14 protein-coding genes are annotated in these 17694 nt (G+C 73.8%); 10 read left to right on the forward strand and 4 right to left on the reverse strand.

Translation table 11 applies throughout. The features are described 5' to 3' along the window. Positions 1 to 5: 5 nt before the first annotated feature. A complete protein-coding gene (locus IF27_RS27490) occupies positions 6 to 890 on the reverse strand; it encodes an LLM class flavin-dependent oxidoreductase (protein ID WP_052852557.1) in 885 nt (294 codons plus the stop codon). 185 nt (positions 891 to 1075) lie between these two features. Here IF27_RS27490 and IF27_RS27495 point away from each other — a divergent pair, with 185 nt between their 5' ends. From IF27_RS27495 to IF27_RS27505, 3 genes are all read left to right on the forward strand, one after another. Next, positions 1076 to 5653 carry a DUF6531 domain-containing protein gene (locus IF27_RS27495; RefSeq protein WP_190233120.1) on the forward strand — a complete coding sequence of 1526 codons (4578 nt, stop codon included), beginning with the start codon at positions 1076 to 1078 and terminating at the stop codon, positions 5651 to 5653. A gap of 5 nt (positions 5654 to 5658) precedes the next feature. Further along, the gene (locus IF27_RS27500) at positions 5659 to 6252 is read left to right on the forward strand and encodes a hypothetical protein (RefSeq protein ID WP_052852559.1); all 594 of its coding nucleotides are present in this window, start codon (positions 5659 to 5661) and stop codon (positions 6250 to 6252) included. Between the two features lie 82 nt (positions 6253 to 6334). Next, positions 6335 to 7159: a hypothetical protein gene (locus IF27_RS27505; RefSeq protein WP_052852560.1), complete on the forward strand. Its 825-nt coding sequence runs from the start codon at positions 6335 to 6337 to the stop codon at positions 7157 to 7159. On the opposite strand, the gene IF27_RS27510 is transcribed toward IF27_RS27505, so the two are convergent. Then, positions 7151 to 7750, reverse strand: a complete 600-nt coding sequence (locus tag IF27_RS27510) for a TetR/AcrR family transcriptional regulator (RefSeq protein ID WP_110946309.1) — start codon at positions 7748 to 7750, stop codon at positions 7151 to 7153. The two genes, IF27_RS27505 and IF27_RS27510, sit on opposite strands and share 9 nt — an antisense overlap. 62 nt (positions 7751 to 7812) lie before the next feature. Between IF27_RS27510 and IF27_RS27515 the strand changes: the two genes are divergently transcribed. After that, a complete protein-coding gene (locus IF27_RS27515; protein ID WP_052852562.1) occupies positions 7813 to 8676 on the forward strand; it encodes an alpha/beta fold hydrolase in 864 nt (287 codons plus the stop codon). A 22-nt stretch (positions 8677 to 8698) separates the two neighbouring features. On the opposite strand, the gene IF27_RS27520 is transcribed toward IF27_RS27515, so the two are convergent. Further along, the gene (locus IF27_RS27520) at positions 8699 to 10009 is read right to left on the reverse strand and encodes an aspartate aminotransferase family protein (RefSeq protein WP_052852563.1); all 1311 of its coding nucleotides are present in this window, start codon (positions 10007 to 10009) and stop codon (positions 8699 to 8701) included. Positions 10010 to 10137: 128 nt separating this feature from the next. Between IF27_RS27520 and IF27_RS27525 the strand changes: the two genes are divergently transcribed. After that, on the forward strand, positions 10138 to 11037 hold the full coding sequence (locus IF27_RS27525; protein ID WP_052852564.1) for a LysR family transcriptional regulator: 900 nt from the start codon (positions 10138 to 10140) through the stop codon (positions 11035 to 11037). Between the two features lie 27 nt (positions 11038 to 11064). On the opposite strand, the gene IF27_RS27530 is transcribed toward IF27_RS27525, so the two are convergent. Beyond that, complete coding sequence (locus IF27_RS27530; protein ID WP_052852565.1) at positions 11065 to 11709, reverse strand: class I SAM-dependent DNA methyltransferase; 645 nt, start codon at positions 11707 to 11709, stop codon at positions 11065 to 11067. A 104-nt stretch (positions 11710 to 11813) separates the two neighbouring features. Here IF27_RS27530 and IF27_RS27535 point away from each other — a divergent pair, with 104 nt between their 5' ends. From IF27_RS27535 to IF27_RS27555, 5 genes are all read left to right on the forward strand, one after another. Further along, complete coding sequence (locus IF27_RS27535) at positions 11814 to 12272, forward strand: hypothetical protein (protein WP_052852566.1); 459 nt, start codon at positions 11814 to 11816, stop codon at positions 12270 to 12272. A gap of 320 nt (positions 12273 to 12592) precedes the next feature. Then, positions 12593 to 13495: a LysR family transcriptional regulator gene (locus IF27_RS27540; RefSeq protein ID WP_052852567.1), complete on the forward strand. Its 903-nt coding sequence runs from the start codon at positions 12593 to 12595 to the stop codon at positions 13493 to 13495. Positions 13496 to 13892: 397 nt separating this feature from the next. After that, the gene (locus IF27_RS27545; protein ID WP_110946302.1) at positions 13893 to 14786 is read left to right on the forward strand and encodes a sulfurtransferase; all 894 of its coding nucleotides are present in this window, start codon (positions 13893 to 13895) and stop codon (positions 14784 to 14786) included. Further along, positions 14783 to 15952: an LLM class flavin-dependent oxidoreductase gene (locus tag IF27_RS27550; RefSeq protein ID WP_052852568.1), complete on the forward strand. Its 1170-nt coding sequence runs from the start codon at positions 14783 to 14785 to the stop codon at positions 15950 to 15952. Before IF27_RS27545 ends, IF27_RS27550 begins: the two co-directional genes overlap by 4 nt. A gap of 68 nt (positions 15953 to 16020) precedes the next feature. After that, positions 16021 to 17679 carry an ABC transporter substrate-binding protein gene (locus tag IF27_RS27555; protein ID WP_052852569.1) on the forward strand — a complete coding sequence of 553 codons (1659 nt, stop codon included), beginning with the start codon at positions 16021 to 16023 and terminating at the stop codon, positions 17677 to 17679. Positions 17680 to 17694 lie beyond the last annotated feature (15 nt).

Consider the following 17694-nt stretch of genomic DNA (forward strand, 5'->3'; position numbering starts at 1 on the left):
CCGTGTCACGACCGCTGCAGGGCGGTGAGGACCTGCCGGACGTGGCTGAGGGGTTCCGGGCCGATCGGGCGCAGGACGACGGTGCTCGCGCCCGCGTCCCAGAGGCTGCCGATGCGGTCCAGGGCGGTGGCCACGTCCCCCGCCGCGAGGTGCACCTCGGCGCGCGGGACGCCGAGGAACGCCTCGAACTCGGTGACCGCCGCCTCGGTGGCGTCCCTGACCGTCGCGGGGTCGTCGTGCACGAACACATGCGTGAAGACGATCAGTTCGTGGGGGCGGCCGTGCGCCGCGCGGCCCCGCTCGATGTGTTCGAGGGCGGCGGCGATCCGGCCGGGCCCCTGGCCCTCGGCCATGACCGTGCCGTCCGCGAGGCGGCCGGACAGTTCGAGGGAGCGAGGACCCATCACCCCGGCGACGAGCGGCGGCGGTTCGACGGGCGGGTGGACGAGCCGTACGCCGTCCACCCGCACCTCGCGCCCGTCCAGCGTCGCCGTCCCCCCGGCGAGCAGGGTCCGCGTCACGTCGAGCGTCTCACCGAGCAGGGACAGCGGGCTGGCGGGTGCGGCCCCGACCTGCTTCATCCAGTCCCGCACGCCGTGCCCGAGCCCGGCGACCAGGCGGCCGGGGAACACACGGGCGAGGGTCGCGACCTCCATGGCGAGCAGCGCGGCGTTGCGCAGCGGCGCGGGCATGATGCCGATGCCGACGCGCAGGCGGCCGGTCGCGGACAGGGCGACGGCGGCGGACGAGACAGCGCCCGCGTACGACTGGTCCTCGACGACCCACAGGTCGTCGGCGCCCGACTCCTCGACCGCGCGGGCGAAGTCCGCGAGCCCTTCAGGCGGCAGATCACGGTCGTACATCACGCCAAGACGTCCACGTCGTGTCATGGTCCCACCCTAGCCAGGGCACGCGCCGCAGCCGGGTCGATGCCACGCCCGGCGGCGGGATTCACCTTGCGCAGATGCAACTGACGCGGTGACATTTGCTTCCGGACACGTAGGGTGGCGCAGTCGCCCGGGGAGGCAGCCTTCCGGGAACGGGCTGACGCGCGGCGCGTGGGGACGGAGTGGACATGGCACGGCCTTCGGACTGGTCTCCGGTGGGGATGGAGTCGGACCCGACGCCGGGTGATCCGGAGGAGGTCCGTGAACTCGCGGATGCTTTGCAGACGTTCTCGGACGATGTGGGCGAGGCGTTGGGGCGGGTGCGGGGGTTGGCGTCGGATCGTGCGGTGCAGGACTGGGCGGGGTTGTCGGCGGAGGCGTTCCGCAGCGAGTTCGACGGTGTGCCGGGGAATCTGACCAAGCTGCGTGACTCGTACGACCTGTGCGCGCAGGCGTTGCAGACCTATTGGCCGAAGTTGCAGACGGCGCAGGGCCAGGCGGATCGTGCCCTGGACCGTGCGATAGCGGCGCAGGCCGATCTGACGTCGGCGCAGGCGTCGTTGGGGGATGCGCAGGACTGGGTGTCGCGTGCCGGTGACGAGTCGGACCGGCTCCAGCGCGAGGGCGAACGGGACAACGCCCCACCGCCGGACGAGGCGGAGGTGCGGGCGGCGACCCGCGATCGTCAGGCCGCAGACGCGGCGCGTGACGCGGCGCAGGCGCGTGTCGATACCGCGCAGGACAGCCTCGACGCCGCTCGCGAACTCGCCCAGCAGGCACGGGAGATGCGGGAGGAGGCCGCACGCGAGGCGGCCCGTGACATCGACGAGGCGTCGGACGCCGGTATCCAGAACCGCAAATGGTGGCAGAAGGCCGTCCACTGGGTCACCGAAAACTGGGACACGATAGTTGACGTCTGCAAGGTCATCGTCGCCGTCCTCGGCGTGGTGGTCATGATCATCGGCGGGCCGCTCGCACTCCTTGTACTGGCGGCGGCCCTCGTCGTCCTCGCCGACACGTTGATCAAGTACGCGCGCGGCGAAGCATCCCTCTGGGACGTCGCCTTCGCCGCCCTCGACTGCATCCCGGGCATGAAGGGCCTCACCACCCTCGGCGGCCTCGCCGCCGGAATCCGGGGCCTCGGACGCGTCGGCCTGCGTGGCATCGCCCAGGGCGCCCGCGGCCTCGCCACCCGGGGCCGCGCCATGCTCGCCCACGGCATGGACGCCGCCTACAGCCGCGCGCGCTCCATGATCCCGAGCCGCGGCACCGACCCCGTGGACCTGGCCACCGGCCGGATGTACCTCCCGCAGACGGACCTGTTCCTGCCCGGCAACCTCCCGTTCGCGTTCACCCGGCGCGTCGAGTCCGGCTACCGGGCCGGTGGCTGGTTCGGCCCGTGCTGGACGTCCACCCTCGACCAGCGCCTCGAAGTGGACGGGGAGGGCGTCGTCCTCGTCGCCGAGGACGGCATGCTCCTCGCCTACCCCCACCCCCGGCCCGGCGGCGCCCCCGTGCCGCCGCACGACGGCCCGCGCCACACCCTGGCGCTCGCCGAGGACGGCGGCTACCGGCTGGCGGAGGTCTCCGGCGGCCTGACGCGCTGCTTCGACGCCCCGGACGCCGAGGGCACGGCCCGGCTGCGCGCGGTCATCGACCGCAACGGCAACAGCGTCACGTTCGAGCACGCGCCCGACGGCTCCCCCACCGCCATCCGCCACTCAGGCGGCTACCTGCTCACCCTCGCCACCGCCGAGGGGCGGGTCACGGAGCTGCGCCTCGCCTCCCCCGACGCGGACACCCTCGTCAAGCGGTACGGCTACGACGCGGCCGGGAACCTCACCGAGATCACCAACTCCTCCGGCCTGCCTCTGCGCCTCACCTACGACGAGCGCCTGCGCGTCACCTCCTGGACCGACACCAACGAGGACCGCTACACCTACACCTACGACGACCAGGACCGTTGCATCGCCGAACGCGGCGACGCCGGGCACATCGACCTCCGCATCGACTACGACGGGGCCGACGACCGTTGGCCGGGAGCGCGCGTCACCACCCTGACCACCGCCGCGGGGGAGGTCACCCGCTACGCGCTGGACGAGCGGTTCCGCGTCGTGGCGGAGGTGGACGCGTGCGGCGCGCAGGCGCGGTCCACGTACGGCGACGGGCCCCACCCGCTGACCAGGACCGACGCCCTCGGCCACGTCACGGCGTTCGCCTACGACGCCGACGGCCGACCGGTCGAGGTGACGCAGCCGGACGGCGCGACGACCCGGTTCACGTACGACGCCCTCGGCCTGCCGGTGGCCGTCACCCGGCCGGACGGGGCCGTGTGGCGGCGGGAGTTCGACGGCCGCGGCAACTGCACGGCCCTGACCGACCCCACCGGCGCCACCACCCGCTACACCTACGACGCGGTGGGCCGGGCCGCGTCGATCACCGACCCGCTCGGCGCCACCACCGGCATAGCCACCGACGCGGCGGGCCTGCCGGTGGAGGTCACCGACCCGCTGGGCCACCGGACGACGCGGAGCTACGACGCGTTCGGGCGCCTCGCGACCGTCACCGACCCGACCGGCGCGACGACCCGGCTGTGGTGGACCGTCGAGGGGAAGACGGCCCGGCTGGTGGACCCCACCGGCGGCGAACAACGCTGGGAGTACGACGGCGAGGGCAACTGCGTCCGCCACACGGACCCCCACGGCGGCGTCAGCGTCACCACCTGGACCCACTTCGACCTGCCCAGCAGCAGGACCGGGCCCGACGGCGCCCGGTACACGTTCGAGCACGACGCCTCGCTCCGCCTGACCCGGGTCACCGGCCCCGACGGCCTCACCTGGGACTACACCTACGACGCCGCCGGACGGCTCGTCGCCGAGCACGACTTCGACGGCCGCGCCCTCCACTACACGCGCGACGCGGTCGGCAGGCTGACGGCCAGGACCAACGCCGTGGGCCAGACGGTGAGGTTCCGCCACGACGCGGTGGGGCGGGTCGTCGCGAAGGAGACCGACGAGGGCGTCACGTCGTTCGCCTACGACGCCGCGGGTCGCCCGGCCGCCGTCACCGCGCCCGACTGCACGCTCACCTGGGAACGGGACGCCGCCGGACGCGTCCTCGCCGAGACGGTGGACGGCCGGACCATGACCCTGGCCCGCGACGCCGCGGGGCGCCCCACCGCCAGGACCACGCCAGGCGGGGCCCGCGCCACGTACGCCTACGACGCCGCGGGCCGCCGTACCGCGCTCACCAGCTCAGGCCACCGTCTCGACTTCGCCTACGACGCCGCCGGGCGGGAGACGTCCCGCACCCTCGGGGACGCCCTCGTGCTCGGCCAGAGCCGCGACCAGGCCGGGCGGCTGCTGGAGCAGGCGCTGACGCTGCCGGACGGCCCGCTGCGCCGCGCGTACACCTACCGGCCGGACGGCCGCCCCGTCTCCGTGGACGACCCCGTCCTCGGGCCGACCACGCTGGGCCTCGACGCCGGGGGCCGCGTCGCCGAGGTGACGGCCGCGAACTGGCGCGAGGCGTACGTCTACGACGCGGCGGGCAACCAGACGTCGAGCGACTGGCCCGAGGCGAACGGCGGCCCGGGATCACGCGGGACGCGCCGCCACGACGGCACGCAGCTCATGCGCGCGGGCGGCACCATCTACCGGTACGACGCGGCGGGACGCCTGGTGACCCGCCGCCGCAGCAAGCTGTCCAAGCGGCCCGAGACCTGGCAGTACACCTGGGACGCCGAGGACCGGCTCACGTCGCTGACCACCCCGGACGGCGCGCGCTGGCGCTACCGGTACGACCCGCTGGGGCGCCGGACGGCGAAGGAGCGCCTGGACGACGGCGGCGAGGCCGTCGAGCGCACGGTGTTCGCCTGGGACGGGCACACCCTCGCCGAGCAGACCGTCACCGGGCCGGGGCTCACGCATCCCGTCACCACGACCTGGGACCACGCGGGGCTGCTGCCGGTCGCGCAGACGGAACGCCTCACCGACGCGACGGACCAGGAGGAGATCGACACCCGGTTCTTCGCGCTCGTCACCGGCCTGACCGGGATGCCGACCGAGATGGTGGGCACGGACGGGCGGGTCGCGTGGCGCTCGCGCAGCACCGTGTGGGGGCTGACGTCCTGGAGCGCCGGGGCCACCGCGTACACCCCGTTGCGCTTCCCCGGCCAGTACCACGACCCGGAGAGCGGCCTGCACTACAACGTGCGGCGCTACTACGACCCGGGGACGGCCCGCTACCTCAGTCCCGACCCACTGGGGCTCGCCCCGTCGCCCAACCCGGTGACGTACGTGCCCAACCCGTGGACGGCCTGCGACCCGCTGGGCCTGTCGCCCTACCCGGGCGGAAGGCTGGTGTCGAACAGACAGCCGGACCCCGACCAGCTCAGCTTCGAGTTGATGATGCCCGGCATGTACGGCGTGTCCCGGCTGACCGCCGGGACGCCGGAGTTCGCGGACGCGGTGCAGAACGGCGGCAGGTTCCTGTGGGCGGTGGACGCCGACGAGTCGCTGCACATCATCCCGGCCGTGGCGGACGACATCAAACACACGGCGCTGACCGACGGCGGCCCGGTGTACGGGGCAGGTCAGGTGGAGATCGCGAACGGCGGGCGGATCAGCCAGCTCGACAACGGGACCGGTCACTACACGCCGGGAAGCGACCACGCGGACAACTTCCTGCAGCAGGGTGTGACAGCCTTCGAGTCCGCGGGATTCTTCGTACCACGCCGCAGTATCACCGACTTCGGCGGGATCTAGGTGCTATGACGAGCTTCAGGGAGCAGTACGACGCGCTGCTCGGTCTTCCGCGCGCGGCGATGGCCGCCCGGGTCGGGGAGTGGTTCCCTGACGGGATGCCGATCCAGTGGTGGAACGGTGTCCTGGAGCAGGCGTCGTGGCGGGTCAGGCCGCTGCCCGGAAGGTCGTCGGACGAGCGGGCGGACGGTTTCGCGCTCGGCGCGGCGTTCGTGACGGTGGTGCGCGGCGACGACGACGCGAGCCGGGTGCGTGCGGGGCGGTGGGCGCTGCGGCTGGCCGCCCTCGCCGTGCGCCCGGGGCAGGAAGGCGTCGCCGTCCCGGAGGAGTTGACGCCGGACGGCGCGGTGCGGCTCGCCCTGGGCTCGCTGCCCTGGCCGCCGGACGAGGCGCTGCGGGAGGACGCCCGGTGGAGGGCGGACGACGAACTGCACGTCCCCGGCGAGCCGATCCTCGCCGGTCCGCCGACCGCGCTCTCCGAACTGATCTGGACGCTGCCCGCGTTGGAGCCGCTGCTGCCCCACCTCACCGACACGGCGCTGCGGGAGAGCGCCACGGTGTGGCTGCGGGACGTCCTGCCCCGCCTCGGCCGAACGGCGTGAGCCCGCCCCCGGTGGCGGAGGGGCGGGACGTCCTGCCGGTGGTCCACTCGTTCCTGATGCTCGACCGGCTGCCCCTCGGGCCTTGGCCGCCGTGCTGGCCGACGTGTTCGGGGTCTCGGTGGACGAGGTGGACGTGGCCGGGGACGAGGGGATCGACCGGCCAGGCCGCCGCTGGACCGCGCCGGTCCTGTGCGACCGGCTGACCGTGGGCGGCGACCTCGGCGCGTGGCTGGAGATCCAGCTCGGGGAACACCTGGTCCCCGCCCTCGACACCGCGGGACTGGCGGCCGTCCTGGCGTGGCGGTCGGGCACGGTCGTGTTCAGGGAGGCGGCGGAGAACGTCCCGTCCGCCTACTGGCTCGTCACGCCGGAGGGCGAGGTGACGCGGGTACGGGTGACGCCGTCGGACGGTCCCGACGTCGCGTTCACCGTCGATGCCGTGGAGGCGCCGGTGCCGGTTGCCCTTCGCGCGTGTCGGGCTGCTGCCCGAGATCTACGCGGCGGACACGTCCCGACCCCCACGACGGACGCGTGGACGGCCGTCGCCGACCCGGAGCGGCGCGCGCGAGGCGGCGACCCGGTGAACAGGGCGCGGGAACGCCTGCTGTTGTGGGAGCGGCTGGTACGCCGGATGGCGGGGGGCTGGGCGCCCACGGGCCGCAATCCGGAGGAGCCGTACCGCGTGGACCTGCGGACGCGTGACGCCCTTGAGGCGCGGCTGGCGACCGTACCGGCGGAGCTGCGGGAGTCCCTGTCCCGCGCGACCGGGGAGCTGGACGCCCTTCTCCGCGCTCACCCGGAGGACGGCGGCGGGGAACTGCCGCGCCCCGTGGGCGGATGGTGGTGGCGGCGGGCTCCCGTGCAGGTCCCGTGGCGGTGGGCGGACGGTGCCGGGGGCTCAGGGTGAGCGGAACAGCTCGTCCAGGTGGTGCGTGAGGATCGCCAGCGCGGCGTCGCCGGTGCGCTGGCCGCCCAGGACGCTTGAGCCGAGGCCGTTGGTCATGGCCAGCAGCCCGGCGGCGGCCATCTCGGGGTCCCTGGCGGGGTCGATCTCCCCGGCGCGCTGGGCCGCGCGGAGGTGCCGGGCGAGGAAGGACTCCAGCAGGTCGGGGTGGAGCGTGCCCTGCTTGTCCAGGACGTCGGGTTCGTTGAGGACGAGGGCGTGGTACGCGGCGTAGGTCCTGGTGATGCGGCGGCTCTCCTGGTCGGTCGGCAGGATGCACGACAGGAGCGCCGTCACGATGCCGCGCGGTGTGGGCGGGGAGCCCGCCGCGCGGATCCACGCGTCCATCCGCGCCTGGAGCTGCGCGCCGAGCCTGGCCAACGCGTCGAGCAGCAGCGCCTTCTTGGTGTCGAAGTAGTACTGCACCAGCCGGAGGGAGACGCCTGCCTCGGCGGCGACCGCGCGCATGCTCGCCGCCTGGAGGCCCTGGGTGTCGGCGATGCGCAGCAGCGCCTCGGCGATGTGTCTTCTGCGTTCCTCGTGATCGACCCGCAGGGGCATGAGACGACCTCTCGTTCGCGGTACAGCAGTATCATAAAACGTGATACACATGTACCATGAACATCGGGGAGTTCAGGAACGACAGGGCCGCCGACCGCTTCCGCGCCGCCTACGGGCGGGCGCTCGAAGAGCTGTGGCCGGGGCCGCGTACGGCGCTCGACGTCCCGACCGCCTTCGGGGTCACGCGTGTCTACCGGACCGGGCCACGGGGCGGCGCGCCGCTCGTGCTGCTGCCGGGAGCGGGCGGGAACGCGCTGATGTGGCACCGGTACGTCGAGGCGCTCGGTCGGCACCGTCAGGTCATCGCCGTGGACACGATCGGCGAGGCGGGCGCCAGCGTGCAGACCGCGCCCGTCCGCGACGGCCGCGACGGCGCGGCCTGGCTGGACGAGCTCCTGGCCGACCTTGAGGTGACGGCGGCCCATGTCGTCGGCTGCTCCTACGGCGGCTGGCTCGCGCTCGCCCACCAGATCCACCACCCCGGCCGGGCCGCCACCCTCACCCTGGTCGATCCGGCGGGCTTCGCCGATCCGGGACCGCGGTTCTACGCATGGCTGATCGCCGGAGGGCTGGCCGGGGCGGCGCCGCGCGCGCTCCGCCCCCGCCTGGCCCGCCTCGTCGCCAACCGCACGATCGAGGACGAAGGGCTGATGCGCCTGGCACGCGCGTCCGTCGGCTTCCGCCGCGCGCTCCCGGCGCCCCCCGTCCTCTCCGACGACGCGCTGCGCGCCGTGCGGGTGCCCTCGCTGTTCCTGCTCGGGGCGCGCAGCGCACTCCACGACTCCCGGCAGGTCGCCGACCGCCTCGGCGGGCTCGTACCCTCCGCCACGGTGGAGATCGTGCCGGGCGCGGGGCACGCGCTGACGACGGACCGGCCCGACCTGGTGGCCGAGCGCATCCCCGCCACCGCCGCCCGGTAGCCCCCCGGGCCGGGGCGCGCGCTCAGGCGGCGGTCCGCCGGGAGGCGGCACGTCCGATGGCCGCGGCGAGGATGTCCAGCCCGGCGTGCAGCTCGTCCTCCGTCACGGTGAGCGGCGGCGCGATGCGGAAGATGCCGCCCATGCCCGGGAGTTGCACGATGTTGAGGTGCAGGCCGTGGTCGAGGCAATCCCGGGTGACGGCCTGCCCGATCGCGTCGGCGGGCGTCCTGCTCCGCCGGTCGGTGACCAGTTCGAGCCCCTGGAGCAGTCCACGGCCGCGCACGTCGCCGACGATGTCGTGACGGTCGCGGAGGTCCGTGAGCCTGGCGGAGAGCTGGTGGCCGAGTGACGCCGCGCGCTCCACGAGGCCGTCGCGCTGGATGACGCGCAGCACCGTCGCCCCGACGGTCGCGGCGAGGGGGTCGGACACGTGGGTCGTGAAGAAGAGGAAGCCCCGTTCGTGGCAGAGGCGTTCGATGCGTTCGCCGGTGAGCACGGCGGCGACGGGCAGTCCGGCGCCGAGGGTCTTGGAGAGGGTCAGCAGGTCGGGGACCACGCCGTCGCGCTCGAAGGCGTACAGGGTCCCGGTGCGGCCGAGGCCCGTCTGCGCCTCGTCCAGGATGAGCAGCATCCCGCGCCGGTCGCAGTGCTCCCTGAGCCGGGCGAGGTAGCCGGGCGGCAGCTCGATGATGCCGCCGGAGGACAGGATGGGCTCCACGAGGCAGGCGGCGAGGCTTCCCGAGGACTGGCGGTCGATCGTGTCGAAGCCGTGGTCCAGCTCGGCGGCCCAGTCGTGGGAGCCGTCGGCGGCGCGGAACGGCGACCGGTAGGCGTAGGGCGTCGGCAGCGTGAGGTTGCCGGGGACGGGCGGGCCGTAGCCGCGGCGTCCGGCCGAGAAGGTCGCCGAGGCCGCGCCCTGGCTCATGCCGTGCCAGGAGCGGTCGAACGAGACGATCTCGTAGCGGCCGGTGGCGAGTTTGGCCATCTTGATCGCCGCCTCGTTCGACTCGGCGCCGGTGGTGAGCAGGAGCGTCTTCCCCAGCTCGGGCGGCAGGGTGGCGGCGAGCGCGGCGGCGAGGTCGAGGACCGGGCGGCTGAGCATGCCGCTGTAGAGGTGGTCGAGCGTCCCGACCGCCGTGGAGACGGCCGCGACGATGTCGGGGTGGGCGTGGCCGAGGACGGCGCTCATCTGGCCCGAGGTGAAGTCGAGGACGGGCGTGCCCTGTTCGTCGTACACGTGGGCACCGGCGGCGCGTGCGATGACGCGTGGGCTGAAGGCCGCGCCGTAGCGGATCAGCAGCCGGTCGGCGTCTTCCCAGAATTCCGTGTCCATGCCCTCTCCCTCACCGGGGGTGCCTCGCGGCGGAGGCGCGGTGTTCCGACAGGCACCACCCTCGCCCGTGCGATCGCCCGCAACAAGCGGAGAAAGCCGGGGGATCGTTCGGTATAGCCTGACGATCCATGCTGAACATCCACCGTCTCGCGATCCTGCGGGCCGTCCTCGCGGCGGGCTCGGTCAGCGCCGCCGCGCGGAACCTGACGTACTCCCCCGCGACGATCAGCCAGCACCTCGCGGCGCTCGCGAAGGAGACCGGGCTCGTCCTCTTCGAGAAGGACGGCCGGGGCATCGCCCCGACCGACGCCGCGCTCCGGCTCGCCGAGCAGGCGCGGCCCCTGTTCGCCGACCTCGCCCGTCTTGAGCGCACCGTCGAGGACCTGCGGGCGGGCCAGGCGGAGCACCTGGCGATCGCCTGCTTCGCGTCGGCGGCCGAGACGCTGATCGCCGGGGTGGTTCTGGCGGTGCGCGGCCTCCGGCCGCACCTCACGGTCGAGGTGAGCCTCAACGAGCCCGTCAACGGCCACGGCCGCAGGCAGGCCGACCTGGACATCCGCACCGAACCGGTGGACGGCGCGGGCCTGCGCCTCGACGGGTACCGGCGGCACGAACTGCTCACCGAGGAACTGCTCGCGGTCGTCCCCGCCGCGCACCCGCTGGCCGGGGCGGCGTCGATCGCGCTCGGCGAGCTGCGGGAGCAGCCGTGGATCGACCACGACATCTACGACAGCCCGATCGGGCGGATCATCCTCGGCGCCTGCGCCGCCGCCGGGTTCACGCCCCGGTACGTCGCCCGCTTCGACGACCACCACGCGGCGCTCAGCCTGGTCGCCGCCGGGATCGGCGTCACGGTCCTGCCCCGCCTCGCCGTGACGGGCCTGTCCCGCGGCCTGGTGGCGAGGCCGCTGACGGACCCGGTGGTCAGGCGGCGCATCGTCCTGCACGCCAGGCGGCACCCGGGGCGCGAGGCGTTGATCGCGGCGGCCACCGCCCAGTTGCTGACGGCGGCCGGGTCGGCCGGGTGACCGGCGCGCGCCGCCGGGGCGGGCGGGTCAGGGCGTGCGGTGGGCGAAGAGGATCGCCTGGGGAGTCGGCGCGTCCGGGTCGAGCAGCAGGTGGGCATCGACCGTGAACCCGGCGTCGCGCAGCCAGGCCGCCATCCGGTCGGGCGTGCGGTGGTGGACGTGGACCTTCATCGGGTGGCCGCCGTAGCCCTCCGTCTTGAGGTGCGCCCTGTCGCCGACGTGGAATCCGATCTGCAACGGCCCGCCGGGGCGCAGCACCCGGTGGAAGTGCCGTAGGGCGGCGGGGACTTCGTCGTCGGGGAGGTGGATGAGCGACCACCAGGCGATCAGCCCGGCCACCGAGGCGGCGGGCAGGCGCAGGTCCGTCATCGAGCCCACCTCGAACCGGATGCCGGGGTGGTCGCGACCGGCCAGCTCGATCATGCCGGGCGAGAGGTCGATGCCGAAGGCGTCCAGGCCGAGGCCGTGCAGGTGGGCGGTGACCAGGCCCGGGCCGCACCCGACGTCGGCCACCGGCCCGCCACCGGCGGCCCGTACCCTCCCGGCGAACAGGTCGAGGGCCGCGTGCAGGTACGGCTGCCCGGCGAGACGGCCGCGCACCAGGTCGGCGTAGCTGGCCGCGACCGTGTCGTAGGAGGTCCGGGTGTCCGCCAGCCAGTCGTCCGTTTCCATGACCGGCACGGTAGACCACGGCCACGGCGCGCCTCGCAGGGCGGGTGACGAGCCCGGCACAAAAGGCGTTGGTCCCTGACAGACCGGCCCGATACGGTCGCCGTATGTCTGAACAGCCCTTCGTTCCCGCCGACTTCGCGGTGCCCTCGGGCCTGTCGTGTGACGGATTCCGTCTGGAGCCCCTCGGGCCGCGGCACAACGCCGCCGACCACGCCGCTTGGACGTCGAGCATCGACCACATCCGCGCCACCCCCGACTTCCCCGACGGCAGGTGGCCGCCGCTCGGGGGGATGAGCCTCGCCGAGAACCTGCGGGACCTGACGCGCCACGCCGGAGACTTCGAGAAGCGGATCGGCTTCACGTACACGGTGCTCGACGAGGCGGACGGGGTCGTCGGCTGCGTCTACATCTACCCGACGAAGTCGGCCGCGTCCGTCGCGGACGTCAGCTCCTGGGTGACCGCCGACCGCGCCGACCTGGACGACCCGCTGTACAGGTCCGTCCTGGCCTGGCTGACCACCGACTGGCCGTTCACGGAGATCCGCTACCGCTCGGACACATGACCGCACACGCACACCAGGTCCGACGCCCCGGGCGATCCGCGCGGAACGGGGGCGGGGCGGCGGTCGAAAGCGCCTCATGCCCCGCTCCCAAGGCGAGCACTTCCCGGTCGCGGCTGCTCGCTGGGAGGCTGTGGGCTCAACGACAGCACGCGCGCGAACGACAGCGGGCAAGGCGGGCCTCTCGCGTGTGTGCTCAAGCTGAGCGCGCGCAAGCTCCCCACCACCCGGCCCTCTGAGAACCGGAGCCGGGCGAAAGGGGCGCGATGCCCGGATTCCGGGACGGTCTTCTCAGCAGGCGGGAGAGCCCCTAGCATCGACGCGTGGCTGACTCCCTTGACCTCGCGCAGCTCCGCAGCTTCGTCGCCATCGCGGACTGTGGTGGTTTCGGCAGGGCCGCCTCCGCGCTGCACCTGAGCCAGCCCACGGTCAGCCAGCACGTCAGGCAGTTGGAGAAGCGGCTGAACTCCGAGCTGGTCCGCAGGGACGGCCGACGTACGCGCTTCACGGACGCCGGTGAGCGGCTGCTCGTCGAGGCACGCCGCATCCTGTCGGTGCACGACCAGGCGCTGGAGCGTCTGGTGGCCTCCGGGCAGTCGCGGATCGTCATCGGCTCGGCCGAGACCGCCGCCGACCAGGTGCTGCCCGGGGTGCTGGCCACGCTGCGCGCCGCCTACCCGCACCACACCGTGCAGTTCCACATCGACCGCTCGACCAAGATGACCGAGGCCGTCGCCAAGGGCGCCATCGACCTGGCGGTGATCCTCAGCACAGCCGCGGACACGCCGGGCCGTCAGGTCGGGTCGCTCCCGCTGTCCTGGTACGCGTCGCCGTCGTGGCAGCCGCCGTCGGGCAAGGAGCGGTGGCCGCTGGTCGCCTACGTCGAGCCGTGCGGGATGCGCCAGCGCGCCCTGCACGAGCTGGCCGAGGCCGGTTACACCGTGGACGTCGTCGCGGAATCGACCAGCCTCGAAGGGGTCATGGGCGCGGCGCGAGCGGGGCTCGGCGTGGCCGTACTCCCGTCGTCCGGACGGCCGTTGCCCGGTCTGACCGAGCGCGCGGACCTTCCCGACCTGGGCCTCGCCGGAGTCCATCTGACGACGCGCCGTGGCCTCGACATCGATCTCGAGGCCGCCGGTCTCGCGGCCATGGAGGACTTCTTCAGCCGCCTGCGTCCCGGCCCGCTCGGCTCCCCCGCCCCGGCGGCCGGGCTGCTCGACGGCTGACGGGACGCCGCCCGCCCGCCGGGCCGTCATCGCCTCCGCTGATCGGTTTCCATCAGGAATCACTGTTGGACGGGCCTCGCGGGGCGGCCTAGGGTGGTCCGCATGACACGCAGCGAAGGACACACGGACGGCCTCAGGCCGCACCGTGTGCTGCCCGGCGCGGGCCCCGCGCCGCGATGTCGCTGTCGTCCCTGTCCGGTCCGCTGACCGTTCCGCCACCGGACCCGACGACGCCACGCTGACGGGCTGACCGTCACCCGGCCCGCGTCGGACCCTCGCCTTCGCCTTCGCCTCCCTCTCCTCCGGTGCCTTCTCCGGCGCACCCGTGGGCCCCCTTGGGCGCCCGCGGTCCTCCCGCGCCGTGAGCGGCCTCCGCATCATGCTCAGGAGCATCGCCATGCCCGTGCTCGTGTCCCCGCACGCGCTCGACTCCCTCCTCACCCGTGGACACGACGTCCGCATCCTGGACGTCCGCTGGGCGCTGGGGGTCCCCGACGGACGGCCCGCCTACCGCGACGGTCACCTGCCGGGCGCCGTCTACGTCGATCTCGAAGCCGAGCTGTCGGGTCACGGGGTGCCGACGGACGGCCGTCACCCGCTGCCGTCCGTCGCCGATCTCCAGGCGGCGGCCCGCCGTTGGGGCATCCGCGCCCAGGACACGGTGGTCGTGTACGACGACGCGGGCGGGCTGGCCGCCGCCCGCGCCTGGTGGCTCCTCGGCCACGCCGGCCTGGCCGACGTCCGCATCCTGGACGGGACGCTCGCCGCGTGGCGTGCCGCAGGTCTGCCGCTGGTGAGCGGCGAGGAAGCGGCGCCGCCGCCGGGCGACGTGCGCCTCTCCTACGGCCACCGCCCGGTGATCGACGCCGACGAGGCCGCCGGACTCCCGGCGCGCGGCGTGCTGCTGGACGCGAGGGCGGCCGAGCGGTACCGCGGGGAGCACGAGCCGGTGGACCCGCGCGCGGGCCACATCCCCGGCGCGCTGAGCGCCCCGACCGGCGACAACCTCACCGGCGACGGCCGGTTCCGCCCCGCCGCCGAACTGGCCGCGCGCTTCGACGCGTTGGGCGCCGGGGCCGACGACACGGTGGCCGTCTACTGCGGTTCAGGCGTGACGGCCGCGCACACCGTCGCCGCCCTGGCCGTCGCGGGCCGCGAGGCGGCGCTCTTCCCCGGCTCCTGGTCGGCGTGGAGCGCCGACCCGGCGCGCCCCGTGGCCACGGGCCCCTCGCCCTCCCCCAGCAGCCCCGTCCCCTCCGCCCACGACGCCATCCCAGGAGCGACCGCATGACCGTCGAGTTCATCAGCGCCAGTTACGTCAACGACTCCACCGAGCTGCATCCCCGCCCCGGGCAGGGGATCGACCGGGCGTTCCTCGTCCGCTACGCCCGCGCCCTCGACGAGTACGGCTTCGACTACACGCTCCTGCCGTACGGTTCCGCGGGCTACGACCCGTTCGGCGTGGCGGCGGCGATCACGCAGTACACCGAGCGCGTGCGGCCGATCGTGGCGCTGCGGCCCAACACCGTCTACCCCACGGTCGCGGCGAAGGCCCTGGCGACGCTCGACCAGCTCAGCGGCGGGCGCGCCACCGTCCACATCATCTCGGGCGGCGACGACCACGAGCAGGCCAGGGAGGGCGACCGGCTGCCGAAGGAGGAACGGTACGCGCGCTCGGCCGAGTTCGTCGAGATCCTGCGGAAGGTCTGGACGTCGGACGGTCCGTTCGACCACGCCGGGACGTACTACTCCTTCGAGGACTTCCGCGCGCAGTACCGGCCGGTGAACGGCACCATCCCCGTCTCCGTGGGCGGTTCTTCGGCGGAGGCGTACCGTGTCGGCGGCGCGCTCGGCGACATCTTCGGCCTGTGGGGCGAGCCGCTCGCCGAGACACGCGAGCAGATCGCCGCCGTCGCGGAGCAGGCCGCGCTCGCGGGACGCACGGACCGGCCGCGTATCTGGGTGACGTTCCGGCCCATCGTGGCGGCCACCGAGGAGCTTGCCTGGGAGAAGGCGTACCAGGTGCTGGACGCGCTGCGGCGCCCGGAGGCGGAGGCGGCGCTCGCCCGCTGGCCGCAGGGCGACAAGCGCCCGGCGAACGTGGGCTCGCAGCGGCTGCTCGACATCGCGGCCCGGGGCGAGCTGCACGACCGCGCGCTGTGGACGCCCGTCGCCACTGCCACGAACGCGCGTGGCGCGTCCACGGCGCTGGTCGGCACGCCGGAGACGGTCGCCGCCGCCATCCTCGACTACATCGACCTGGGCGCCGAGCTGATCTCCATCCGCGGCTACGACAACCTCAACGACGCCGTGGACTACGGCCGTTACGTCCTGCCGCTGGTCCGTGAGGAGCTGGCGCTGCGCGAGCGCGGCGGGTCGCGCCTGCCGTCGGGACCGCCCGTCCCGCCGCCCGGATCGCCCTTCGCCGCACCGTCCGAGGCCGTCGCCACCCACTGACCACGGCCGTCCCCGCAGATCCCGAAGAACCCCCAACTCCCGCCATCACCGCGCCCCGAGGAACCACCATGCGCCCCGTCCGCAGACCCGCCGACCACCACCCCCGACGCCGCGCCCGGCACACCGCCACGGCGGCCGTCGCCCTGTCCCTCGTCCTCTCCCTCGCCACCGCCTGCGCCGGGACGGAGGACGCCGCCTCCCCCGGAGCGGGCGGCGACGGCGGCACCCCCACCGCCGGAGGCACCCTCGCGGTGGGCCTCAACACGAGCGTGGCCTGCGTCGATCCGCACCAGAACTCGTCCAACGTCACGATCTTCGTCGCCCGCCAGATAGCGGACTCGCTGACCGACCAGGACCCGGAGACCGGCGAGATCACGCCCTGGCTCGCGGAGTCGTGGGAGAGCGCGCCCGACGCGACGTCCTACACCTTCCACCTGCGCGACGGCGTCACCTTCAGCGACGGCACCCCGCTGGACGCGGAGGCGGTCGCGGCCAACTTCGACAGGATCACCGAACTCGGCCCGGGCGTGGCCCCCTTGGCGTCCACGTACCTCGACGGCTACACGGGCTCCGAGGTGATCGACCCGCAGACGGTCACCGTCACCTTCGACCACCCCAACGTCCAGTTCCTCCAGGGCACGGCCACCATCACCCTCGGCATCCTCGCGCCCGCCACCCTCGCCCTCACGCCCGAGGAGCGGTGCGCGGGTGACATCGTGGCGGCCGGGCCGTTCGTGATCGACAGCTACGAACCCGAACAGCGCATCGTGCTCTCACGGCGCGACGGCTACGACTGGGCCTCCCCCGCCGTCGAGCACACCGGCGAGGCGTACGTCGAGACGGTCAACTTCGAGGTCGTCCCCGAATCGGGCGTGCGCGCCGGGCAGTTGCGCTCCGGCGAGCTGCACATCGACACGATCCCGCTCACCGAGGACGTCCCCAACCTGGAGGCCAGCGGCTTCGGTGTCCTGGGCCGCCCCTACCCGGGCGTCGGCGTGAACCTGGTGCCGAACCTGGAGCGCCCGCTGATCTCGGACGTCAACGTCCGCCGGGCGATCCTGCTGGGCGCGGACCGTGAGGAGATCGTCGCCGGGGTCCTGACCGAGTACGACAAGGTCGCGCAGAACGTCATCACCTCGGCCACCCCCTTCTTCGAACCCCTCGACGGCATCACGTACGACCCGGAGCAGGCCGTGGAGCTGCTGGAGGAGTCCGGCTGGGTCCCAGGCGAGGACGGCATCAGGGAGAAGGACGGGCAGCGGCTCGAACTGCTGGCGCTCTACCACGCGGGGCGGCAGGCGTCGCCCATGATGGAGCTGCTGCAAGGGCAGTTGCGCGAGATCGGCATCGACCTCCAGATCCGTCTGGAAGCACCGGCCGACCTCGCCGCCGCCGAGGCCAGCGGTGAATGGGACCTGTGGTACACGCCGTTCCACCGCGCCGAGGCGGACGCCGCCCGCGCCGTCTTCGGCGTCACGGGCCGCAACCAGAACCGCGCCCCCGAGCCCCGCCCCGTGGACGACGTGCTCCAGGAGCAGTCGGGCGAGAGCGACCCGCAGCGGCGGCAGGAGCTGATCACCGAGGCGACGCAGGAGCTGGTGGACCAGGCGTACGCGATCCCGCTGTACGAGCTGGCGGGCGTGATGAGTTACGCGCCGGTCGTCAAGGGCTTCCACTTCGAGGCGAGTTCGCGCCTCAGCCTCTACGACGTCTGGCTCGACGCGTAACCACCGCGCCGCCAC

The sequence above is a fragment of the Streptomyces avicenniae genome, assembly GCF_000719135.1.
In the GTDB taxonomy this organism is placed as follows: domain Bacteria; phylum Actinomycetota; class Actinomycetes; order Streptomycetales; family Streptomycetaceae; genus Streptomyces; species Streptomyces avicenniae.